Origin of the sequence: Salegentibacter agarivorans, assembly GCF_900113135.1 — a bacterium.
In the GTDB taxonomy this organism is placed as follows: domain Bacteria; phylum Bacteroidota; class Bacteroidia; order Flavobacteriales; family Flavobacteriaceae; genus Salegentibacter; species Salegentibacter agarivorans.
Genome location: NZ_FOOH01000029.1, coordinates 22,635 through 44,825, shown reverse-complemented (window position 1 = coordinate 44,825; position 22,191 = coordinate 22,635). Strand labels below are relative to the sequence as shown.

Here is a 22,191-nt window from a genome sequence, read left to right as displayed (position 1 = left end):
CGCTTAAAAATATTGATTCACAGGGCAAATCCTTATCTTTACGGGATGCGCGCGGCCTTTGTTATATTATTTTTGTTTTGCTCTATTTCAGGTGCTAGCGCGCAGTCTGAGGTTTTGGCGCGTAATTTTTTTGATCAGGGAGAATTTGAAAAAGCCCTGAAAACCTATGAAAAATTAGTTGAGGAAAATCCGCAGAATACTTCTTATTTTTTCGGATTGGTAGAAAGCCATCAGCAATTGGAGAATTTCTCCCGGGCTGAAGAATTACTTCGAAATAAATTAAATAATTCGGCAAATAATCCAACGCTTTTAATAGAATTGGGGCATAATTATGAACTTCAGCAGAACACCGAAAGAGCGGAGCAATTCTATGCAGAAGCCTTAAGCGCGGTAGATGCTCGTCCTAATTACGCCTATTCCATAGCCAGAACTTTTCAGAAATACAGTTTGCTTGAAAATGCTGCAGCAACCTATGAAAAGGCAATGCAACTAAATAATGAGCTAAACTTTAATATGCAACTTGCAAGAATATATGGGGAGCAGGGTAAAACCGAACTTATGTTTGAGAATTACCTGGAACTTGTAGATGCAAATCCTGATTTTTTCCCGATCGCCAATCGAGAATTCGGTAAGTATATCTCAGCAGATGCTTCAAGTGAAGCCAATACAATTTTTAGAAGGTTGTTGCTCACTAAGCTGCAAAAAGATCCCAGCCTACTTTATAACGAAATGCTGAGCTGGCTTTTCACACAGGAAGAGGAATTTTTGAAGGCTTTTTCTCAGGAAAAAGCAATATACAGGCGTAGTGATAAAAGTTTACAAAGTATTTTAAATCTTGCGGTTATGGCTCGGGAAGCTTCAGATTTTGAAGCCGCTAAAGAAATTGTTGAATACGTAATAGAAGAAGCACCTTCAGAAAATATCGTGTTACAGGGTAACCAGTTTTTATTAAAAATGCGGGTAGAAAATGAAAAAAAGGAAAATTATTCTGAAATAGAAAAGAGATATACTGAATTATTAGAACAATTTGGCACCGGACTAAACACGCTGAATTTACAACTTGATTTCACAAATTTCCTTGCCTTTAAGCAAAATAAAAAAGAAGAAGCTATCGCTTTATTGAAACAGGTTTCAGATAAGGCAAATCGCGATTTTGATAAAGCGATGATAAAAATTGCAATGGCCGATATTTTGGTGATTCAGGAGAAATTTAACGAAGCGCTTATCTATTATTCCCAGGTTCAAAATTTGGTAAAAAACGATCAAATCTCTCAAAACGCCCGATTTAAAGTGGCAAAAACCAGTTATTTTAAGGGGGATTTTAAATGGGCAAAACAGCAGTTGGATGTTTTGAAATCTTCTACGTCGCAACTTATTGCCAATGATGCAATGGAGCTTAGTTTGCTTATTGAAGACAATTCTATAGAAGATTCTACCCAAACCGCGCTTAAAAAATATGCCCGGGCTGATTTGCTCGCTTTTCAGGAGAAAAATTCTGAATCAATTGAACTTTTAAGTGAGATTTTAAACCTTCATAAAGGAGAAAAAATTGAAGATGAAGCTTTGCTAAAACAAGCTCAACTATTTGAAGAAACCGGCCAGCTGAGAAATGCTGAGAATAATTATCTCGCAATAATCAAAGGTTTTAATGCTGATGTTCTGGCCGATAACGCTCATTATTATTTAGCCGAATTATATGCAAATGAGTTGCAGAATCCTGAAAAAGCCAAAGAATATTACGAACAAATAATTTTTAATTTTGCCGATAGTATTTATTTTGTGGAAGCTCGCAAAAAATATCGTGCGTTAAGAGGAGATTACGAAGAAACCCCTTAAAAAATCAAGATGTATATATATAACGTAACTATAAATATTGAGGAAGCTATTCACGATGAATGGGTAAAATGGATGAAGGAAGAACATATTCCCGAAATGCTGGATACCGGAAAATTTAAAAAAGCTTTAATGACCCGCGTGATGGTAACTGAAGCTATGGGTGGCATTACGTATTCGGTGCAATACACCGCCGAAAGTAAAGCTGAACTTGATAAATATTATGAAGAAGATGCTGAAAGGTTAAGAGGAAAAAGTAAAGCTTTTGAAGGCAAGTTTGTTGCTTTTAGAACCGAAATGCAGGTAATTAGCGAGCAATAATTTATGGGAAAATATAAGAAAAGAGCCAGATCTTCACAATCTGAAGACGGTGAAGTACGGGCAAAAAAGCATCTTGGGCAGCATTTTTTAACCGATGAAAATGTTGCTGAGCAAATAGCCGAAACCCTTACCTATAAAGGTTACAATAAAGTGCTTGAAATTGGCCCCGGAATGGGCGTTCTCACCAAATATTTGTTAAAACAGGATGCTGAGGTTCACGTAATAGAAATTGATACCGAAAGTGTTGCTTACCTGCAGGAGCATTATCCGCAACTGGAAGATAGAATTCATCAATTCGATTTTTTGAAGTATGATGTAGCAACTGCTTTTCGGGACGAAGCTTTTGCGATTATTGGTAATTTCCCCTACAATATTTCAACCCAAATTGTTTTTAAAGTTTTAGAATTAAAACACCAAATTCCTGAGTTTTCTGGAATGTTTCAAAAGGAAGTCGCGAAGCGAATTTGCGAAAAAGAAGGCAATAAAACCTACGGAATTCTCTCGGTATTGGTTCAGGCTTTTTATGAAGCTGAATATTTATTTACCGTTCCGCCTTCAGTCTTTAACCCGTCACCCAAAGTAGAGAGTGGGGTTTTGCGTCTAACAAGAAAAGAAGATTTTAGCCTGCCCTGTAACGAGAAATTATTTTTTAGGGTAGTAAAAACAGCGTTTCAGCAGCGTAGAAAGACGATGCGCAATAGTTTAAAAACTTTCAATTTACCCGATAATTTAAGGGAAGATCCTATATTTGACAAACGTCCTGAGCAACTCGGTTATCAGGATTTTATAGATTTGACCCTTAAAATTGAGCCGTATGCAGTTTCAAATCAGTAGTGAGTTAATAGAAAAATTACAATTCCTCATAGAACAGCAGAATAACGAGGAATTGCTATTGCACCTTGAAGATGTGCACCACGCTGATATTGCTGAAATTTTAACTGAACTTTCTTTAGAAGAAGCTACTTATATTGTTAAGCTTCTGGACAGCCAGAAAACGGCCGAGGCATTAATGGAGCTGGAAGAAGGCGTGCGGGAACGTATTCTTGATACCCTTTCGGCAAAAGAAATTGCTGAAGAGCTTGAAGAAATGGATACCGATGATGCTGCCGATATCATTTCTGAACTTTCTCCCGAGCGTCAGCAAAATGTTATTGCCGAACTCGTAGACGAGGAACACGCTGATAATATTGTAGAACTGCTGCGTTACGATGAAGATTCTGCCGGCGGACTTATGGCTAAGGAACTTGTAAAAGTTAACGAAAACTGGAGTGTGACCGGTTGTATGACCGAGATGCGCGAACAGGCTGAAAATGTTACCAGGGTACATTCTATTTACGTTGTAGACGATAAAAATAAGCTTAAAGGCAGGCTTTCACTTAAAGATTTACTCACCGCACCAAGTCACGCGAATATCCAGGATGTTTATATTCCGCAGGTAGATTATGTAAATGTGCATACCGAAGGCGAAGAAGTGGCCCGGGTAATGCAGAAATATGACCTGGAAGCAATTCCCGTGGTAGATGAAATGGGTCGTTTAGTGGGAAGAATTACCATTGATGATATTGTAGATTTTATTAAAGAAGAAGCCGAAAAAGATTACCAAATGGCTTCCGGTATTTCAGAATCTGTAGAAGCCGACGATAGTTTATGGCGCCTTACCAGGGCTCGATTACCCTGGTTGGTTCTTGGACTTTTTGGAGGTTTGGGTAGTGTTTACATTATGAAAGGGTTTGAAGAAGCCCTGGAGCAATTTCCAATTTTATTCTTTTTCACTCCTTTAATTGCCGCGATGGCTGGAAATGTTGGTGTACAATCTAGCGCGATTATTGTTCAGGGACTTGCAAATGATAATTTACGGGGTAGCTTATTACAGCGTTTAATAAAGGAAGTAGGCCTTAGTTTAATAAATGGAGTTGCATTAGGAATCCTGGTTATTTTATTTGGGTTAATTGTTGGGCAGGACCAATTGGTGAGCATTACCATAGCTGCATCTTTACTTTCGGTAATTATTGTGGCCGCACTGGTGGGAACTTTTGTACCCATTATTTTAAATAAACAAGGTATTGATCCCGCGATTGCTACCGGTCCTTTTATCACAACCAGCAATGATATCTTCGGAATTTTTCTCTTCTTCTATATTTCTAAATTAGTACTTGGTTTTTAACTAACAGGCTTCAGGCTTTAAGTTTTAAAAATCATTCTTTAACTTTGGTTTTTCGTAATGAAAGTTCCCTTGAATAAATCTGGGGAATTAATTTGAAAACTAAATTAGGTTGTTTGAATTGTCATCCTGAACTTGTTTCAGGATCTAGCATGTTAGAAGCTGAAACAAGTTCAGCCTGATGTAAAATTTTCACACAGCCTCATAAAACCTCACTTAGTGAGTAAACAAATGAAACCGCCTTCATTTCAAAATCCATTTTTTCTAACTTAATTTTATTTATAATGCGGATAAGCCAGTTTTGAGCTTAATCCCGGCGGGCGTTATATATAAAAATTAAAAACTCAATTTAGAGCAATGATTATCTTACATTCAGATACCAATCATCCAACTTTAATCAAACAATTACAAGATGCCGGGCATCAAAATATTGAAGGCTTTACCCAATCTCGGGAAGAAACGCTGGAAAATCAACATCTCTACGATGGGATCGTTATTAGAAGTCGATACACTATAGACAAAGAATTTATTGACGCCGCACCAAATTTAAAATTTATCGCAAGGGTAGGCGCCGGGCTGGAAAATATTGATGTAGAATATGCTGAATCACACGGAATCACTTTATTTTCTGCACCTGAAGGAAACCGAAACGCTGTAGGCGAACACACTTTAGGAATGCTTCTTTCGCTTTTTAATAGGTTAAATAAGGCTGATAGGGAAGTACGCGATGGTCTCTGGCACCGTGAAGAAAACCGTGGCTTGGAATTAGACGGAAAAACTGTGGGAATAGTAGGCTACGGAAATATGGGAAAGGCTTTTGCTAAAAAATTACGCGGATTTGAAGTTGAGGTAATCTGTTACGATATTAAAGAGGGTTTAGGCGATGAAAATGTCCGTCAGGTCTCTTTAGAAGAATTTAGGGAGAAATGTGATGTAGTAAGTTTGCATACGCCCTGGACGCCCGAGACTGACCAAATGGTAAATAAAGAATTTATTGATGCTTATAAAAAACCGTTCTGGTTTATAAATACTGCCCGCGGAAAAAATGTAGTTACGGCAGATCTTGTAGATGCTTTAAAAGACGGCCGTGTACTTGGTGCAGGGCTTGATGTTCTGGAATACGAAAAAGCGTCATTTGAAAGTCTTTTTTCTAATAAAAAGAACGTTTCGTTAAGTATAGAAAATCAAATTCCAGATGCTATGCGTGAACTTATGTTTTTGAATAACGTGATTTTGAGCCCCCACGTTGCCGGTTGGACCTTAGAATCTCACGAGCGCCTGGCCAGTGTAATCGCCGGTAAGATCATAGATAAATTCGGAAGAGGAGAAGAAAAGTAATTTTTTCTAAATATTTAGAATAAACCTCACAGGACTCCGAGACCTGTGGGATTCTTTATGATTTTTCGTCATTGCTAGGAAGTGATAGCAGACGCGGCAATCTGTAACTTGTTTTAGTAATTGATCGTAGTGCAATTATTTCTACCGAATTATCGTATTTTCAGGAAAATTAATTCAGAAAAAATGGATAAAAGGGTTACAGGAATTGGTGGAGTTTTCTTTAAAACCAAAGATCCGAATGCGGTAAAAGAATGGTACAGCAAGCACCTTGGTTTAAATACAGACCAATGGGGTTGCACATTTTGGTGGCTGGACGAAAACGGAAACAAATGTTCTACTCAATGGAGTCCGTTTAAAGAAAATACCAATCATTTTAAACCTTCAGAAAAAGATTTTATGATGAATTACCGCGTGGAAAACCTTGAAGAATTGCTGGAAACTTTAAAAGCCGAAGGTGTAGAAGTTATGGATGAAATTCAAAAAGTAGAAGAAGGGAAATTCGGCTGGATTATGGATTTGGAAGGAAATAAAATAGAGCTTTGGGAACCTAACGATAAAGCTTTTCTCTAAGCTAAAACATTCTTTTTTAAGTATAAACAGAAATAATATTTGATTCTTCTTTTTTCTAATTCTTATTAATCGTAATATTGCGATATACAAATATTAAAATTATGAAAACATCAGAACTATTCGATTTGTTGAGACAACATCAGGAAAAACCCCTGTTGTTTGAGTACGCACCCAACTTATTGGTTGGAGCAAATTATCATATTACCGAAGTAAAACACCTAAAGATAGACTCGGTAGACTGTGGCGCGGGAACCGATGCCTGGAACGAAACTATTATTCAGTTATGGGAAAGTCCGGAAGAAATTGGAAAAACCGAATTTATGCAAGTTTCCAAAGCTTTATCTATTTTAGATAAAGTTGGCCAAATGAAAGCGTACGATATAGACGCTGAGGTAAAGTTTGAATACAGCAATGCAAATTTTCACACCGCTCAATTATTCGTAACCGGCTTTAGTATTAAAAATGGAAATTTATTAATGAAATTAGACGTAAATCCAACCGATTGCAAGGCGAAAGAAACCTGCGGTGTTGCAGAGCCGGCAATGGAAAGTGCTAACGCATGTGCACCCGGTGGTGGTTGCTGCTAAAAAACCTAATATGAAGAACGTACTCGTACTTTGTACCGGAAATTCTTGTAGAAGCCAGATGGCGCATGGATATTTAAAGCATTTTGCCAAAGAGAGGGCTACAATTTACAGCGCAGGAATTGAAACCCATGGGTTAAATCAACAAGCTGTAGCCATTATGAAGCAGGATGGAATAGATATTTCTAGCCATACCAGCAACCACGTAGATGAATATGCTGCTATAGATTTTGATTTTATCATTACCGTTTGCGATCACGCGAACGAGAATTGCCCGTTTATTCCTTCGGAAAATGCAGTGAGATTACATCAGAATTTTAAAGATCCTTCAAAAGTAGAAGGTTCTGAAGAAGAAGTTCAGAAGACTTTTAAAACCACCAGGAATGAAATTAAAGCCTGGTGTGAAAAATTTGTGAATGATAATCTATAAAACAAAAAATGCTGTTTGTAATTTAAACGTCATCCTGAACTTGTTTCAGAGCCTGCCCCGGTTTTGGATCGGGGATCTAATATTTGAAATTATCAAACAGCATTTTATAATTTGATCTCTTTATTAATTATTCTGGCTCAATTCAATAAGAGCAGATTTAATAGATTCTTCTCCTTCCAGCGCCTCGAATGCCATATTTTTTCCTAAAGGATCGGCAAGGCACATCACCAGTAAAAAGGCAACATCATCACGTGAAATTTCTCCACGTTCATTCAGTTTTAAGTCTAATTTTACCTTGGCAAGCCCCATATCATCAGTCAAAGCACCTGGCCTAACGATAGTATAAACAATTCCGCTATCTACTAAATAATCATCGGCTTCTTTTTTGGCTCTCAGGTAATGTTCAAGGTCTCCACCTTCTTCCGGCTTATCGGTTCCCATCGCGCTAAGCATGATGAATTTTTTTACGTTGAATTTCTTAGCAGCATCAACCATTTTTTTAGCACCTTCCTGGTCTACCGCCGTGGTTTTGTCAGGGCCGGTGCTACCACCAGAACCTGCTGCAAAAATTACCCGGTCAATTCCTTTAAAAGCGTGTTCTATATCACCTTCAAGGTCTGCCATCACGCTTTCAACATCCATATCGTCAAAGATTTGCTTCTGTTCCTCTTTACGAATCATTGCGATTGGCTTAAAATTTTCGGTATTATTTAAAATTTCAATAACCCTTTTTCCTGTTTGTCCGGTAGAACCGGCTATCAATATCTTTTCCATTTTTTCTTTAAATTTTAATCAGTTTGAAGATAAGGATGAATTAAAAACCTTCATAATGAATGCTTCAGAATAACATGAAATTAACAGCTTAATGTATTGAATTAAATTTTTCTTCCAGTTCTTTCTGAAACTCTTCCATCACCGGCTTTACGGTGCTTTCAGGTAAATCTTCAATTTTTATATACATTAATCCATCTACCGCATTATTAAAAAGTGGGTCTACATTAAAGGCTACTACTTTTGCATTCTGTTTAATGTATTTTTTAATTAAAACCGGTAAACGCATATTTTCTGGCTCAATTTCATCAATAATTTTATCGAATTTATTGAGATCGGCATCGCTGGCGTCAAAAACAAGATCTTTATCGGCGTCTTTTAGTTTTACTTTAAACTCTTTTTTCGGTTTAATATATTGCGCCACATTTGGATCGAAATAATGAGATTTCATAAACTCGATCATTAAAGATTTAGAGAAATTTGAGAATTTATTACTAATGCTCACGCCACCAATAAGGTATTTATGCTCGGGAAAACGTAGGGTACAATGTACAATCCCTTTCCAAAGTAAAAAGAGCGGCATTGGTTTTTGCTGATATTCTTTAATGATAAATGCGCGACCCATTTCTATAGACTGGCTCATCATTTTATGCAATTCTGGCTCAAACCTAAATAATTCCTGTAGGTAAAACCCATCAATCCCGTGCCGGGCATAAATTTCATTTCCCATACCCATACGGTAAGCACCGGCTACCTTTTTGGCTTCATTATCCCATAAAAACAAGTGGTAATAATATTCGTCAAATTTATCAAGGTCGGTAGCATTGTTGGTGCCTTCACCAATTGCCCTAAAAGTTATTTCCCGTAACCTTCCAAGCTCGGCTACGATATGCGGAATCACCTCTTTTTTTGCAAGGAAAACTTCGTAATTCTTACTGGAGAGTAACCGCTTGTCCATTTGGCGGCAGTTTTCTACCTCTATTTCCATAAGTGCCTGCGCCGTTTCTGCTGCAATTTTTTTGGGAGATTTTGGAAGTTTTAGGTGTTTGGGTATTTTCTCAAAAAGTTTTTTCTTTTCAAAAACGTTGGCCAGCATATAGGTTTTCCGACGTAAAAATGCAGTGAAAGCTTCTAAATTTGAATGTTCTAATTGGTCTTCTACCAAAATGGGATTACCAATTCTCACCTTAATTTTTCTTCTTTTTTGGGTAAGCATTTCGCTGGGAAGTTTGGCGGTACGCAAAATATCGCTCATAGAAGCCAACTTATAGAAAAAAGTAGAATTTTTAGCGTGGAAATAAATAGGGACAACCGGAACTTTTGCCTTTTGAATAAGTTTCATTGCAGCAGGTTCCCAGGGCTTGTCTACAATAAGTTTCTCGTCTTTATAGGTAGAAACTTCGCCTGCCGGAAACATACCCAGGGCGTGGCCTTCTTTTAAATGAGAAATCGCTTCTTTAATTCCGCCTAAACTAGACTTTGCATCCTTATGGTCTTCAAAAGGATTCACCGGCATAATATAAGGCCGTAACGGGTCTAAACGATGCAAAAGAAAATTAGCAATTACCTTATAATCGGGGCGCTGGTGTAGTAATAATTTCATTAAAATCATTCCATCAATTCCGCCAAGAGGATGATTAGAAATGGTAATAAATGCACCAGATTTGGGAATTCTTTTTAAATCTTTCTCGGGAATTTCAAAATCTATTTCAAAACCTTCTAAAATTGAATCAATAAAATCAATTCCATTTAAGTTTTTTCTTTTCTGGTATTCTTTATTTAACCTGGAAAGTTTAGTAGTTCGAAGAATTAACCAACCTATTGAGGTTCCAAACAGACCTAGTTTTTGGAGGTTCATTACTTTGGCAACTTCCCTGGCACTTACAATTCCCATATAAATTTAGTTTCGGGTTACAATTTGAAGCGTGTTATGGGTAAGCTGTTTTAGCAGTATTTCTTTATCTTTTTCAAGGCTTTTAATCGCTTCATCGTTAAAATGCCGAATGGTAAAAAGGGAAACTCCTGGCACAAAACTCACTTTAAACCTGGCTTTTAAATGCTGAATTAATTTTTCTAACAGGTTAAATTTATTGTCTACACAAACCGAAAAACTAATCGCAGAATTTTGAATTAAATCTACCTTCATTTGATATTGATGAAAAAGCCTGAAAACCTCACTGATATTTTCTTCTACCATAAAGGAAAAATCCAGTGTGGAAAGTGAAATTAAAACCAGGTCTTTTTTAACGATAAAACAAGGAATTTCAGGAAAAATAAGTTGCCCTTTTCCAACTTTGGTACCTTCGCTTTCGGGATTTAAAAAGGGTTTTACAAAAAGCGGAATTTCTTTTTGTTGAAGTGGTTGTAAAGTTTTTGGGTGAATTACCGACGCTCCATAAAATGCTAATTCAATAGCTTCTTCATAAGAAATTTGCTGAAGTAACTCCGGGTTTTGAAATTCTCGAGGATCGGCATTTAAAACTCCGGGAACATCCTTCCAAATAGTTACATTTTCAGCATTTAAGCAATAAGCGAAAATTGCCGCGGTATAATCACTACCTTCTCTACCAAGCGTGGTGGTAAAGTTATTGGGATCTGAACCAATAAAGCCCTGCGTAATATTTACCTGGCTTATATTTAGATTGGTTTGAATTGCTTCGTGGGTATCTTCCCAATTTACACCGGCATCCCGGTAAACACTATCGGTTTTAACAAGATGCCTCGCATCAAGCCAGTTATTTGCTATGTTTTGGGAATTGAGATATTCACTAACTATGGTAGTAGAAACCAACTCACCATAGCATATTACCTGGTCGTAAACAAAGTCGTACTGCTCAGACTTATTATGCTGAAGAAAATTTCTAAGTTCAGTAAAAAGTGTATTTATTTTATTGAAAACCGGGGATTTAATTTCCGCAAAAAGTTCGTTTATTATCTCAAAATGTGCATCTTCAACCGCTTGTAGGCTTTCGGGAATTTGCTTTTCAAAAAGATAATCTTTAATAACAATTTCCAGCGCATTGGTGGTTTTTCCCATCGCCGAAATCACGATCACTTTAGGGCCGTTACCGGTTTTCTCTAATACATTTTGAACATTTTTTACTCCTGCCGCATCTTTTACCGATGCGCCTCCAAACTTAAAAACCTTCATAAAAATTTAATCGATGTTTTTCTGAATTCCGGTTTCATCCATATGCACGGTGTACCAGTTTTTCTTGATGTCTGCTCCCGTATTTTCATAGAATTCCTGGGCATTTTTGTTCCCTTCAGAAACTACCCACTCTACTCTTTTAACGCTATTTTCGTGGCCATATTTTACGACTCTTTTATAAAGAGCACCGCCAAGACCTGTGCCCCGCATACTTTCTCTAACAATTAGATCTTCCAGGTGAACGGTACGGCCTTTCCAGGTAGAAAACCTAAAATAAACCAGCGCCATCCCTTCAATTTTACCTTTTACATCTGCGACAAAACATTTAAAATTGGCTTCATCAAAACCCTCATGTTCCAAATCACTTACGTGAATTTGAACCTCATCTGCTGCACCCTCGTAAGAAGCAAGTTCTTTAATAAGTTCCAAAACCGCGGGCATATCTTCCCGCTTAGCTTCGCGTATAACGTATTCCATAAGTCTGGTATTTCTACAAAAGTAGGAATAGATTTTAATAAAAAGGGCTAATTATATAGGCTTAGCGTATTATTAACGTGTTTTCTCGAGAAATTTGTCCATTGCTTGCTCTTCCATTTGCACAGTACACCAATGGGTAAAAACAGTGGCACCACTACGGCTGTAAAAATCACGTGCGTGGGTATTCCAGTCTAAAACCACCCATTCGGTACGTTTTACACCTTCTTCTTTCGCAAATTGAATCACACGTTTATAAAGGGCATTTCCTAAACCTTTGCCTCTCATATTCTCTCTTACTACCAGATCCTCGAGGTGTACGGTTTTTCCTTTCCAGGTAGAATATCTAAAATAGCATAATGCCATTCCTTCAATCTTTCCTGCAGCTTCGGCTACAAAACAGGTAAACGACGGATTTTCCCCAAAACCATCTGTTTTCAGGTCTTCCGCAGTAATAATTACTGCCTCGGGCTCTTTTTCGAATTCAGCCAGTTCCTGTATAAGTTCTATAACCGCTGACATATCTTCTGGCCTTGCTTTTCTAATTGTAAATTCCATTTTTTAATTTGTTTTCGTTACAAAAGTAAAGATTGAAATTTCAAATTAGGGATTTCATAAAATATCCGCTGAAAAAATTAGTAAGTAAAGTCTGAAAATAGGTTGTATTAAAATTTCGTAAAATTCAATATAATTTTTACGAAAACGTTTTAGTAACTAAATAAAATGAATAATTTTGACGCAACTAACGATATTAGTACATAATGGTTAAGAAAAATCAGACTTTAGGCGAATTTATAATAGAAAATCAGGAAGCATTTCCTTATTCTTCGGGTGAACTTTCCCGCTTAATTAGGTCCTTACGCCTGGCGGCTAAAGTGGTAAATCACGAAGTGAATAAAGCAGGCTTAGTAGATATTTTAGGCTTGCATGGAGATACCAACATCCAGGGAGAAGATCAGCAAAAACTAGATGTTTATGCAAATGAGACTTTTATTCAAACCCTGATAAATCGTGAAATTGTCTGTGGAATTGCTTCCGAAGAAAACGACGATTTTATAACTATTTCAGGTAAAAATAACGATAATAGAAATAAATATGTGGTGCTTATGGATCCGCTAGACGGAAGCTCCAATATTGATGTAAATGTATCTGTTGGAACTATTTTTTCTATTTATCGTCGTGTGACTCCAATCGGAACCCCAGTTACAAAAGAAGATTTTTTACAACCCGGCAATAAACAGGTGGCTGCCGGTTATATTATTTATGGGACTTCTACGATGCTGGTTTATACCACGGGCTGCGGAGTGAATGGGTTCACCCTCAATCCCGCGCTGGGATCTTGGTATTTATCACATCCCGATATGAAATTTCCGGAAGACGGGAAGATTTACTCTATGAATGAGGGTAATTATGTGCATTTTCCCGATGGTGTAAAGAAATACATAAAGTACTGCCAAGAAGAAAAAGAAGACCGTCCCTATACATCAAGGTATATTGGTTCTATGGTTTCAGATATTCATCGGAATATGATTAAAGGCGGAATTTTTATTTATCCTAAAAGTTCTAAAGCCAGCAACGGAAAACTGAGATTATTATATGAATGTAATCCTATGGCCTTTATCGTGGAACAGGCGGGAGGTAAGGCCACCGATGGTTTTAGTCGAATTATGGATATTCAACCTACAGAATTACACCAACGTGCGCCATTTTTCTGCGGAAGTAAAAATATGGTAGAGAAAGCTGAAGAATTTATGCAGACATATGGATAGAGATAATGGCCTAATAGAAAAGTGATATAATTTTCAGTTAGGCCATTATTCAATATTTTAATCTTATTTATCCAGTAAATACTGGTAATCTTCAAAATTAAGTTGACCGCTAAAAATCTGGATAGATCTTTTTATAATTTTTTCTGCATTTTCACTTGAAAAACCAAGACCTATAGCATAACGTTTAATGAGGGTTTCTTCTTCATTATCTATTTCGTTATCGGCAAAAATAATCTTAAAGAGGTCGTGCAACCGCTCTAAACGTTTTTCGGCACTATTATAAGAGTTAATAGGGAATTCAGCCGGGCGTTTAATCACCATTTTATATTCCTGTTCGCTTATATCTAGTTTACGGGCAAAACGCTCTAAAAGAACACGTTCCTTTTCATTGATTTTTCCATCTACACTCGCCAGGTTTACAATAGATGCAAAATGGTTAATGTTGCGAAGATGTTCCCCCGAATCAAATAAATCTGAAAATGACATTTTTAATATTTTGGTACTGCAAATATACTTAAAGCTTAAAATAAAATTCATCAAAAAACTTTTAAAAGTTTAGGATTTCATCAATCGCTAATCTTTTCTTAATCCCTTTTTTAAGCCTTTCATTTTCGGTAATTTCATTTTAAGTACTCAAAAAATGAAACCACCATTACTGGCTTTTAATAAAAAAGGAATTTACTGCGAAGCTGCAGATGTGTATCTGGACCCTTGGAAACCGGTAGACAAAGCTATTATTTCCCATGGCCACGCCGATCATTCTCGGTGGGGGCATAAAAAATATATTACGCATCACAGCAATGTTCCTATTATAAAGCATCGCCTGGGTGAAATTGAAGTTTCCGGGAAAGAATGGAATGAAACTTTTAGCATTAATGGCGTAAAATTTTCCCTTCATCCCGCCGGGCATATTATTGGTTCTTCGCAAATTAGGGTAGAATATAAAGGCGAAGTTTGGGTTTTTACCGGCGATTATAAAGATGAAGACGATGGTGTAGCGGTGCCTTATGAACCGGTAAAATGCCACACATTTATCACCGAATGTACTTTTGGTTTGCCTGCTTTTAAATGGCAGCCGCAAGCGGAAGTTTTTACCGAAATTAATAAATGGTGGCAGCAAAATAAGGAAGACGGTAGAACCTCTGTGATCTTTGGATATTCCCTCGGAAAAGCACAGCGTTTACTGAAACATCTTGACACTTCTATCGGTAAAATTTACACTCATGGCGCTATAGAAAATATGACAGAGGTGATTCGCCCTTTATCTGAAATGCCCGAAACTACGAGGGTTACCCGTGATACCAAAAAGAATGAATTTAAAGGAAGTATCGTGGTGGCTCCTCCAAGTGCCCACGGCAGTCCCTGGATTAAGAAAATGGTGCCTTATGTTACAGCTTCTGCAAGTGGCTGGATGACATTTCGCGGAGCCCGAAGAAGACGTGCTATAGATCGTGGTTTTGTTTTGTCTGATCATTGCGATTGGCAGGGACTTTTGAAATCTATAAAAGCTACCGGGGCCGAAAAAGTTATCTGTACTCACGGTTATACCGATATTTTCTCCCGCTATTTAAGAGAATTAGGCTATGATGCCCGAACTGAAGAAACACAATATGAAGGGGAAATGGGAGAGGAAGAATCGAAAAAAGAAATCGAAAACTAAATGCTTTGTCACTTCGAAAGCGGTCGAGAAGTAAATAAACTAAACTAAAATGAAGGACTTTGCAGAGCTTATAAAAACCCTGGACAGCACCAACAAAACCACTTTAAAAGTTGAGGCCTTAACGCATTATTTTAAAAATGCCGAAGAAAAAGACAAGGTTTGGACCATCGCTATTTTATCACATCGCCGCCCGCCAAGACCTGTAAACACCACTTTAATGCGTCAATGGGCATCAGAACTTGCCAATATTCCCTTGTGGTTATTTGAAGAATCCTATCACATTGTAGGCGATCTGGCCGAAACAATCGCGCTGGTGATTCCATCGGCAGAAGAATCTTCAGAAAAAAGTCTGAATCAATTTCTTCAGGAAATACTGGAATTAAAACCTAAAACCGAAGCAGAGAAAAGGAACTATTTACATAAAAACTGGCTTGCACTTAATTATTACGAACGCTTTGTTTTCACTAAACTTATCACCGGAAGTTTTCGAATAGGAGTAAGTCAAAAATTAATGACACGTTCACTTTCAAAGGCAACTGATATCGACGAAGATATTCTTGCCTATAAGATGATGGGTAACTGGAAACCTGAAAAAACCACTTTTAAAAAACTGATTTTAGAAGAAAACGAAGAAGATTATTTATCAAAACCTTACCCGTTTTACCTGGCCTACGCAATAGATGGAGAAGTTGAAGACTTGGGAGATGTAGCCAATTGGAGTGCAGAGCATAAATGGGATGGCATCCGATCCCAGGTGATTGTTAGAAATGACGAACTTTTTGTTTGGAGCCGTGGGGAAGAGCTGGTCACCGATAAATATCCTGAATTTGAAGATTTCGTAGGTAAAGTTCCTAATGGAACGGTAATAGACGGCGAAATATTACCTTTTCCAGATGGCAAAATTGGGACCTTTAAAGATCTGCAAACCCGAATTGGAAGGAAAAATATCAGTAAAAAATTACTGGAAAAAACTCCCGTAATTTTAAAGGCTTACGATGTTTTGGAATGGAAAGGAGAAGATATAAGAACCGAGCCGTTTATAGAAAGGAGAAAAATTCTGGAGAAGCTTTATGCTGAAGTTGCTGCTGAGGAAATTCCCTTGCATTTATCTGAACGAATTTCTTTTAAAAACTGGGTTGAAGTAGCCGAAGAAAGAGAGCGTGCGCGAGAAGAAAAATCGGAAGGATTAATGCTAAAAAGATTGGATTCGCCATATTTAGTAGGAAGAAAAAAAGGCGACTGGTGGAAGTGGAAAGTAGATCCGCTTACAGTAGATGCAGTGCTCACTTATGCCATGCGTGGTCACGGTAGACGAAGCAATTTATTTACAGATTATACTTTCGGGTTGTGGGACGATGATAAAAAGGAACTGGTGACTTTTGCCAAAGCCTATTCCGGTTTAACCGATGCCGAATTTAGAAAACTGGATAATTGGATCAAGAAAAACACTTTAGAGAGGTTTGGCCCAGTTAGAAGCGTAACTCCACACCATGTTTTTGAAATCGCTTTTGAAGGAATTGCAGAATCCAAACGCCATAAAAGTGGAGTAGCAACCCGTTTCCCAAGAATGGTACGCTGGCGAACCGATAAAAATATACACGAAGCAAATACGCTGGGTGAGTTGCGGGATTTAATACCGGACTAATACGGAAGGATTAAAACATGAATAGAAATCAACTTACTGAAATTGCTGAAACCTGGTTTTCTAACCAGGGGTGGAAACCTTTTGCTTTTCAGAAACAAACCTGGACGGCTTTTTTGCAAGGGAAAAACGGACTCTTAAACGCGCCCACAGGAAGTGGAAAAACCTATGCACTTTGGGTGCCTATAGTGCTGGATTATTTAAAGAAAAACCCGGATTATAAAACAAAGCAGAAAAAAGGTTTAAAAGCAATTTGGATTACACCACTTCGTGCTCTTTCAGTGGAAATTGAACAATCGGCGCAACGATTTGCTGATGAAATTGGAAGTGGTTTAACTATAGGAATTCGCACAGGAGATACCCCGCAAAAAGTTCGGGCTGCGCAAAAGAAATCAATGCCCGATTTGCTGATTACTACTCCAGAAAGTTTGCAATTATTACTTTCTTCAAAAAACTACGATAAAACTTTTAAAAACCTAAGTGCCGTGGTGGTTGACGAATGGCACGAATTACTGGGCACAAAACGAGGTGTGCAAATGGAACTGGCGTTATCTCGTTTAAAAACGGTTTCAAAAAATTTAAGAATTTGGGGAATCTCAGCCACGATTGGGAATTTAGAACAGGCGCGGGAAGTTTTACTCGGTCCTAATTCAGAAGCCTTCCAAAATTCGGTATTGATAAGAGCGAACTTGAAGAAGAAGATCAGCGTAAAATCTATTATTCCAGAGAAAATGGAAAAGTTTCCCTGGCGTGGGCATTTGGGTTTACACTTGATTGATGAGGTAGTGCCGATTATAAAGAATTCCAGAAATACGTTGCTTTTTACCAATACTCGCTCGCAATGTGAATTATGGTTTCAGAAATTAATGCATAAATATCCGGAGTTTGCCGGGGAAGTGGCAATGCACCACGGCAGTATTAACAAGGAAACCAGGCTTTGGGTGGAACAGGCCATTAGAAATGAAACTTTAAAAGCTGTGGTTTGTACGTCGAGCCTTGATTTGGGAGTGGATTTTGCCCCTGTGGAAACCATTATTCAAATTGGTGGGCCTAAGGGTGTGGCCAGGTTTTTACAACGAGCAGGCAGAAGCGGCCACCAACCTGGAAAAGAAAGTGTAATTTATTTCTTACCCACTCACGCTATAGAACTTATTGAAGCTTCAGCTTTACAAAAAGCGGTACAGAAGACTGCCGTGGAAGATAGAATTCCGTATTTGTTAAGTTTTGATGTTCTGATGCAATACCTCACAACTTTAGCGGTTTCCAATGGGTTTTTTCCGAAGGAAATCTGGCCGGAAATTAAATCTACGTTTTGTTTCCAGGGAATTACTGAAGATGAATGGTTATGGATCTTGAATTTTGTAACTAAAGGTAGCCAGAGTTTGCAGGCTTATGATGAATACAAGAAAATTGAAATTGAAGAAGACGGACTTTTTAAAGTAAATAACCGTGGGATTGCAATGCGCCACCGTTTGCAGATTGGAACGATTGTGAGCGATGCGGTTTTAAGTGTAAAATACCTAAAAGGCGGTTATATTGGTACAATTGAAGAATGGTTTATTTCCAAACTAACGCCCGGAGACGTATTTACCTTTGCCGGTAGAAACCTGGAATTAGTGCGAATTAAAAGTATGCAGGTTTTAGTTAGAAAATCGAAGAAAAAGACTTCTAAAGTCCCCAGTTGGATGGGCGGTAGAATGGCATTTTCCGCGCAGATGAGTGAATTGCTTCGGGAAGAAATGTATGCCGCTTCTGCTTCTACTTCTGCAGTTTCTTCGGAAAAATCAGAAGAATTAAAAGCTTTACAGCCAATTTTGGAAAGGCAGCAAAAAGAATCTATTATTCCAAAGCAGGATGAGTTTTTAATTGAAACTTTTAAAACCAGGGAAGGTTATCACGCAATCTTTTACCCGTTTGAAGGTCGATTTGTACACGAGGCTTTGGGAAGTTTACTGGCGTATCGCATCAGTTTGCTTTCTCCAATTTCCTTTAGTATTGCTTTTAACGACTATGGCTTTGAATTGCTCTCAGACCAGGAAATTGATATGCAGCAAGTTTTGGATAACGATCTTTTTTCCGCAGAATTCCTTATGGATGATCTTTATAAAAGTTTAAACGCTACAGAAATGGCCAGGCGAAAATTCAGGGATATTGCAGTAATTGCCGGGATGGTTTTTACCGGTTACCCGAATAAACTGATTAAAAGTAAACATTTGCAAAGCAGTTCGCAGTTGCTATTTAGCGTTTTTAAAGATTATGAGGACGATAATTTATTGTATTTGCAATCTTTCAGGGAGACTTTTGAGCACCAGTTGGAAGAAGGCCGATTAAGATTTGCTTTAGAACGCATTCAGCATCAAAATATCATTTGGAAAAACTGCGAAAAACCAACGCCGTTTTCTTTCCCCATTATTACCGACAGGTTACGAGAAAAATTATCTTCAGAAAAACTGGAAGACAGGATTAGAAAAATGTTGAAAAGTCTGGAGAATTAATTTCTTTCATTCAGTCTTTTAAGAACGGTACTTCTAACAACTTCAGTGGTAATTCCAAACAGTACGTGGGCAAACAGCTCGTTCATTTGCATTTTAATGGGCACATCTGTAGGCTTAGGCTCCAGCCCCATCATAGGAAGCGAAGTTTCGTGTGTTGAAATCCAGGTAGAACCACCTAAAATTATCCCATCCCTAATATTTAATTCTTCGTTGTCTTTCTTTCCAAAACCATAAGCAGCCCCAACGCTGGCACCCATAGGGAAATTTACTAATTGCTCGGCCAATTCTTCATTATTAACACTTATAGGAGACCCGGTGATTTTTGTAGAAAGATCGTCTACAATTTTAATTTGGGCAGAACGTTGCTCTATTTTTCTAACCGGTAGAAAATGTTCAACCAGGCTTTTTACCGCTGTACCGGCAAGTCCGCCAAGTACTCCTGCAAGAAGCCCGCGGCCGGTAGCTTTAGAATAAGAATCTTTATTTAGTAAGGCTTGTACTTTCATAATTAGCTATTTTACAGATTAAAACTATCCATTATGTGAGTTTTCTACAATTGTTTAACAAGGATTTAGCAGCAGATATTTAAAATTTGGTAATTTTGAATATGGCACAGAAATTAAACACCGCACTAATTCAGGCAAATTTAAAATGGGAAGATCCCCAGGCTAATCGCAGCTTTTTTTCAAAAGAAATTAAAGCACTTTCAGAAGAAATTGATCTTATTATTCTTCCGGAAATGTTTACTACCGGGTTTAGTATGAACGCCAGTAAATTAGCCGAAAAAACCGATGGTTTAACGCTAAACTGGATGCGTGAAATGGCAAAATTGAAAGACGCTGCAGTTACCGGAAGCGTGATTATTTCTGAAAATGATAATTTCTACAATCGGCTTTTCTTTGTTTTTCCTGACGGAAGTTATAAAATCTACGATAAACGACATACGTTCACGCTTGCTAAAGAAGATAAAACCTATACCGCCGGAAAAGATAGATTAATTGTTGATTATAAAGGCTGGAAAATTTGTCCGCTGGTTTGTTATGATCTTCGTTTTCCTGTTTTTGCAAGAAATACCGAAGATTATGACCTTTTGATCTATGTTGCCAACTGGCCAAGCAAGCGTGTTTTTGCGTGGGATACACTATTAAAAGCCCGGGCTATAGAAAATATGAGTTACTGTATTGGCGTTAATCGTACCGGAAATGACGGTGATGGCTACGAGTATAATGGCCACACAGCAGCTTACGATTGTTTGGGAAAAAATCTTACAGAGCTGTACCGCGAAGAACCTTTTGTAAAAGAAATTACGCTAGATAAAAAACATCTTGAGGAAACGCGTGGGCAGTTAAAATTTCTCCAGGATCGCGATGAATTTACTCTAAAGTAAAAGTCTCTGGCATATCCCAATTAGACCTAACATCTATAGTATCCCGATAATATTGAATTTCTTCCGGTTGAATTCTTTTTAAGTAATTTCCGGTATCCCATTTTCGGTTTTCATTATCATCAAAAATTACCCGAATAAGGTATTTACCGGGCTTTAAATACTGAAAATGTAAATTGGTATCGCCATTAGAATATTTTTCTGTCTGTACTTCTCCTTTTTCATTAGTAAGCTGAACCAGCAACGGAAATCGATTAACATTCTGAAGCCTTAGAATAATACTGCCATAATCTGCATAAGATTTGGTATTTAAACTTTGCTGAAGGGTATCGTTGGTTTCTTCAAAAAGATCGGTAATAGCACCGGGTAAAGCAGTTACGCGATAATCGGTGCTTTCTTCTTTTTCAAAAGAAATTACAATTTCGTTTTCCAACCTGCGCATTTCAGCATTAAAAGGAACAATTACTGAATCTCCATCCCGAATACTAATAAGCTCCCGGTTAAAATTTGTAATTGGAGTGTTGGCTTTCAACTTAAAATCCTGGCCAAACCCTATTCCGCCAGAAGGTTCTGTGGTAATATTTAGGGAATCACGGTCGGCTTCTGCTATTTTTGTGAATAGGGTGTCACGGCGGGTAGGGCTAACTACTTCAAAAGAAAGGCTGTCGTATTCGGGACGAATATTATACCAATAGTAAAGTGTATCGGTTTTTCTATCTTTTACAATTCTGGATTTAAAACCTTCAGGTTCTGGGGTTAATAAATTAATTTCTACACTATCTACTCCTTTTTTCCCTTCGTAACCGAATAAAATTTGATTTCCTTTTAGGAGTTTTGGTCTTTTAGGCTCAAATTCCAGTTCTTCTGTAAAGATGGTGATTTGGTAAGTAGAATCTGTAGGTAGCGTGATATAATCTTCAATAAACCCTATTTTTTCGTTCTTAGGATTAAAATTATAATTATCGTTTTTGTCTTCTACTGCAAGAATCTGGTACGTGCCTTCCTTAAGGTTTTCCAGTTCAAAATTTACGCTACTATCTAACGTGTAAGTTATATATCTTGGAGTTTGTTTGTAGACCAGGGAATCTGAAAAAGTTGAATCTACTTCATATAAAAAAATAGAAATAAATTCGTTTGGAGCTTTCAAATTAGCGTCTTTTATAGTTCCAGAAATTTTTAAAGAGTCCAGGTAGTCACCGGTGGAGAAAACATATTTAAAATATGGTAATGGGTTGCCCTCGTTATTATCTACAATACTTTTTCCAAAATTTATGGTATAAGTAGTATTTTCCTGAAGAGAATCCATATTTTGGATACGTACATCTTTACGTGCCGTACCCATTGGAATAATTGTGGGCCGTGGTTCTATTGGAGGCGAAATTACTATTTGTTGGCGTGCATCTTCTAACTTCACATATTCGTTAAAGAAAATCCTGATTTCTTCTGCAGAGAAATTAGTATTGTAATTTTCTGGGTTTGCCCTAATAAATTTTGGCGGTTCTTCGTCTTCAGGGCCCCCTTCAGGCATTCCTTTTTTAGCGCATCGCACACACAGCAAAAGTAGAGCAACCACAAGTAAAATTCCCGGAATTCTTTTCAGCATAATTT

General features: G+C 37.6%; 21 protein-coding genes. 13 read left to right on the top strand and 8 right to left on the bottom strand.

What is annotated here, in order from left to right; genetic code table 11:
- Window positions 1-12 precede the first annotated feature (12 nt).
- From BM084_RS16615 to BM084_RS16580, 8 genes are all read left to right on the top strand, one after another.
- Window positions 13-1,836: a tetratricopeptide repeat protein gene (locus BM084_RS16615; RefSeq protein WP_317040680.1), complete on the top strand. Its 1,824-nt coding sequence runs from the start codon at window positions 13-15 to the stop codon at window positions 1,834-1,836.
- A 9-nt stretch (window positions 1,837-1,845) separates the two neighbouring features.
- Window positions 1,846-2,154, top strand: a complete 309-nt coding sequence (locus BM084_RS16610; protein WP_075325543.1) for a DUF4286 family protein — start codon at window positions 1,846-1,848, stop codon at window positions 2,152-2,154.
- 3 nt (window positions 2,155-2,157) lie between these two features.
- The gene (gene rsmA, locus BM084_RS16605; RefSeq protein ID WP_075325544.1) at window positions 2,158-2,988 is read left to right on the top strand and encodes a 16S rRNA (adenine(1518)-N(6)/adenine(1519)-N(6))-dimethyltransferase RsmA; all 831 of its coding nucleotides are present in this window, start codon (window positions 2,158-2,160) and stop codon (window positions 2,986-2,988) included.
- The gene (mgtE, locus tag BM084_RS16600) at window positions 2,969-4,318 is read left to right on the top strand and encodes a magnesium transporter (RefSeq protein WP_093306133.1); all 1,350 of its coding nucleotides are present in this window, start codon (window positions 2,969-2,971) and stop codon (window positions 4,316-4,318) included. Before rsmA ends, mgtE begins: the two co-directional genes overlap by 20 nt.
- Window positions 4,319-4,672: 354 nt before the next feature.
- Window positions 4,673-5,653 carry a 2-hydroxyacid dehydrogenase gene (locus tag BM084_RS16595; RefSeq protein ID WP_093306131.1) on the top strand — a complete coding sequence of 327 codons (981 nt, stop codon included), beginning with the start codon at window positions 4,673-4,675 and terminating at the stop codon, window positions 5,651-5,653.
- Between the two features lie 183 nt (window positions 5,654-5,836).
- On the top strand, window positions 5,837-6,223 hold the full coding sequence (locus tag BM084_RS16590; RefSeq protein WP_075325547.1) for a VOC family protein: 387 nt from the start codon (window positions 5,837-5,839) through the stop codon (window positions 6,221-6,223).
- A 101-nt stretch (window positions 6,224-6,324) separates the two neighbouring features.
- Window positions 6,325-6,810 carry a DUF6428 family protein gene (locus BM084_RS16585; protein WP_075325548.1) on the top strand — a complete coding sequence of 162 codons (486 nt, stop codon included), beginning with the start codon at window positions 6,325-6,327 and terminating at the stop codon, window positions 6,808-6,810.
- A gap of 10 nt (window positions 6,811-6,820) precedes the next feature.
- A complete protein-coding gene (locus BM084_RS16580) occupies window positions 6,821-7,237 on the top strand; it encodes an arsenate reductase ArsC (protein WP_075325549.1) in 417 nt (138 codons plus the stop codon).
- Between the two features lie 123 nt (window positions 7,238-7,360).
- Here BM084_RS16580 and BM084_RS16575 read toward each other — a convergent pair whose 3' ends face one another.
- The 5 genes from BM084_RS16575 to BM084_RS16555 all read right to left on the bottom strand — a co-directional run bounded on the left by BM084_RS16575 (window position 7,361) and on the right by BM084_RS16555 (window position 12,191).
- Window positions 7,361-8,011, bottom strand: coding sequence for an SDR family oxidoreductase (locus BM084_RS16575; protein WP_075325550.1), 651 nt, complete (start codon window positions 8,009-8,011; stop codon window positions 7,361-7,363).
- A gap of 88 nt (window positions 8,012-8,099) precedes the next feature.
- Complete coding sequence (locus tag BM084_RS16570; RefSeq protein ID WP_075325551.1) at window positions 8,100-9,902, bottom strand: GNAT family N-acyltransferase; 1,803 nt, start codon at window positions 9,900-9,902, stop codon at window positions 8,100-8,102.
- 6 nt (window positions 9,903-9,908) lie between these two features.
- On the bottom strand, window positions 9,909-11,159 hold the full coding sequence (locus tag BM084_RS16565) for an aspartate kinase (protein WP_075325552.1): 1,251 nt from the start codon (window positions 11,157-11,159) through the stop codon (window positions 9,909-9,911).
- 6 nt (window positions 11,160-11,165) lie between these two features.
- Window positions 11,166-11,636: a GNAT family N-acetyltransferase gene (locus BM084_RS16560; RefSeq protein ID WP_075325553.1), complete on the bottom strand. Its 471-nt coding sequence runs from the start codon at window positions 11,634-11,636 to the stop codon at window positions 11,166-11,168.
- Window positions 11,637-11,708: 72 nt separating this feature from the next.
- Window positions 11,709-12,191, bottom strand: a complete 483-nt coding sequence (locus BM084_RS16555) for a GNAT family N-acetyltransferase (protein WP_075325554.1) — start codon at window positions 12,189-12,191, stop codon at window positions 11,709-11,711.
- A 203-nt stretch (window positions 12,192-12,394) separates the two neighbouring features.
- Here BM084_RS16555 and fbp point away from each other — a divergent pair, with 203 nt between their 5' ends.
- Window positions 12,395-13,402: a class 1 fructose-bisphosphatase gene (fbp, locus tag BM084_RS16550; RefSeq protein ID WP_075325555.1), complete on the top strand. Its 1,008-nt coding sequence runs from the start codon at window positions 12,395-12,397 to the stop codon at window positions 13,400-13,402.
- Window positions 13,403-13,465: 63 nt separating this feature from the next.
- Here the strand turns inward: fbp and BM084_RS16545 are convergent, their stop codons facing one another.
- Window positions 13,466-13,888: a tellurite resistance TerB family protein gene (locus BM084_RS16545; RefSeq protein WP_093306129.1), complete on the bottom strand. Its 423-nt coding sequence runs from the start codon at window positions 13,886-13,888 to the stop codon at window positions 13,466-13,468.
- Between the two features lie 154 nt (window positions 13,889-14,042).
- Between BM084_RS16545 and BM084_RS16540 the strand changes: the two genes are divergently transcribed.
- From BM084_RS16540 to BM084_RS16530, 3 genes are read left to right on the top strand one after another with little or no spacing between them, the layout of a single operon-like run.
- Complete coding sequence (locus BM084_RS16540) at window positions 14,043-15,062, top strand: ligase-associated DNA damage response exonuclease (RefSeq protein ID WP_075325556.1); 1,020 nt, start codon at window positions 14,043-14,045, stop codon at window positions 15,060-15,062.
- A gap of 49 nt (window positions 15,063-15,111) precedes the next feature.
- Window positions 15,112-16,707 carry an ATP-dependent DNA ligase gene (locus tag BM084_RS16535; protein ID WP_093306126.1) on the top strand — a complete coding sequence of 532 codons (1,596 nt, stop codon included), beginning with the start codon at window positions 15,112-15,114 and terminating at the stop codon, window positions 16,705-16,707.
- 17 nt (window positions 16,708-16,724) lie between these two features.
- Window positions 16,725-19,199, top strand: coding sequence for a ligase-associated DNA damage response DEXH box helicase (locus tag BM084_RS16530; RefSeq protein WP_075325558.1), 2,475 nt, complete (start codon window positions 16,725-16,727; stop codon window positions 19,197-19,199).
- On the opposite strand, the gene BM084_RS16525 is transcribed toward BM084_RS16530, so the two are convergent.
- Window positions 19,196-19,705, bottom strand: coding sequence for a DUF1440 domain-containing protein (locus BM084_RS16525; RefSeq protein ID WP_075325559.1), 510 nt, complete (start codon window positions 19,703-19,705; stop codon window positions 19,196-19,198). The two genes, BM084_RS16530 and BM084_RS16525, sit on opposite strands and share 4 nt — an antisense overlap.
- 101 nt (window positions 19,706-19,806) lie before the next feature.
- Here BM084_RS16525 and BM084_RS16520 point away from each other — a divergent pair, with 101 nt between their 5' ends.
- On the top strand, window positions 19,807-20,586 hold the full coding sequence (locus BM084_RS16520; RefSeq protein WP_075325560.1) for an amidohydrolase: 780 nt from the start codon (window positions 19,807-19,809) through the stop codon (window positions 20,584-20,586).
- Here BM084_RS16520 and BM084_RS16515 read toward each other — a convergent pair.
- Entirely contained in the window at window positions 20,573-22,186 is a 1,614-nt protein-coding gene (locus tag BM084_RS16515) for an Ig-like domain-containing domain (protein ID WP_075325561.1), read from the bottom strand. The genes BM084_RS16520 and BM084_RS16515 overlap by 14 nt on opposite strands.
- Window positions 22,187-22,191: the final 5 nt, after the last annotated feature.

Coding starts and splice junctions, on each gene's coding strand:
- BM084_RS16610 (WP_075325543.1), top strand. CDS start 1,846: ATGTATATATATAACGTAACTATAAATATTGAGGAAGCTATTCACGAT.
- BM084_RS16590 (WP_075325547.1), top strand. CDS start 5,837: ATGGATAAAAGGGTTACAGGAATTGGTGGAGTTTTCTTTAAAACCAAA.
- mgtE (WP_093306133.1), top strand. CDS start 2,969: ATGCAGTTTCAAATCAGTAGTGAGTTAATAGAAAAATTACAATTCCTC.
- BM084_RS16520 (WP_075325560.1), top strand. CDS start 19,807: ATGGCACAGAAATTAAACACCGCACTAATTCAGGCAAATTTAAAATGG.
- BM084_RS16555 (WP_075325554.1), bottom strand. CDS start 12,191: ATGGAATTTACAATTAGAAAAGCAAGGCCAGAAGATATGTCAGCGGTT.
- BM084_RS16575 (WP_075325550.1), bottom strand. CDS start 8,011: ATGGAAAAGATATTGATAGCCGGTTCTACCGGACAAACAGGAAAAAGG.
- BM084_RS16560 (WP_075325553.1), bottom strand. CDS start 11,636: ATGGAATACGTTATACGCGAAGCTAAGCGGGAAGATATGCCCGCGGTT.
- BM084_RS16585 (WP_075325548.1), top strand. CDS start 6,325: ATGAAAACATCAGAACTATTCGATTTGTTGAGACAACATCAGGAAAAA.
- BM084_RS16525 (WP_075325559.1), bottom strand. CDS start 19,705: ATGAAAGTACAAGCCTTACTAAATAAAGATTCTTATTCTAAAGCTACC.
- BM084_RS16515 (WP_075325561.1), bottom strand. CDS start 22,186: ATGCTGAAAAGAATTCCGGGAATTTTACTTGTGGTTGCTCTACTTTTG.
- BM084_RS16530 (WP_075325558.1), top strand. CDS start 16,725: ATGAATAGAAATCAACTTACTGAAATTGCTGAAACCTGGTTTTCTAAC.
- BM084_RS16535 (WP_093306126.1), top strand. CDS start 15,112: ATGAAGGACTTTGCAGAGCTTATAAAAACCCTGGACAGCACCAACAAA.
- BM084_RS16595 (WP_093306131.1), top strand. CDS start 4,673: ATGATTATCTTACATTCAGATACCAATCATCCAACTTTAATCAAACAA.
- BM084_RS16565 (WP_075325552.1), bottom strand. CDS start 11,159: ATGAAGGTTTTTAAGTTTGGAGGCGCATCGGTAAAAGATGCGGCAGGA.
- BM084_RS16540 (WP_075325556.1), top strand. CDS start 14,043: ATGAAACCACCATTACTGGCTTTTAATAAAAAAGGAATTTACTGCGAA.
- BM084_RS16545 (WP_093306129.1), bottom strand. CDS start 13,888: ATGTCATTTTCAGATTTATTTGATTCGGGGGAACATCTTCGCAACATT.
- fbp (WP_075325555.1), top strand. CDS start 12,395: ATGGTTAAGAAAAATCAGACTTTAGGCGAATTTATAATAGAAAATCAG.
- BM084_RS16570 (WP_075325551.1), bottom strand. CDS start 9,902: ATGGGAATTGTAAGTGCCAGGGAAGTTGCCAAAGTAATGAACCTCCAA.
- rsmA (WP_075325544.1), top strand. CDS start 2,158: ATGGGAAAATATAAGAAAAGAGCCAGATCTTCACAATCTGAAGACGGT.
- BM084_RS16580 (WP_075325549.1), top strand. CDS start 6,821: ATGAAGAACGTACTCGTACTTTGTACCGGAAATTCTTGTAGAAGCCAG.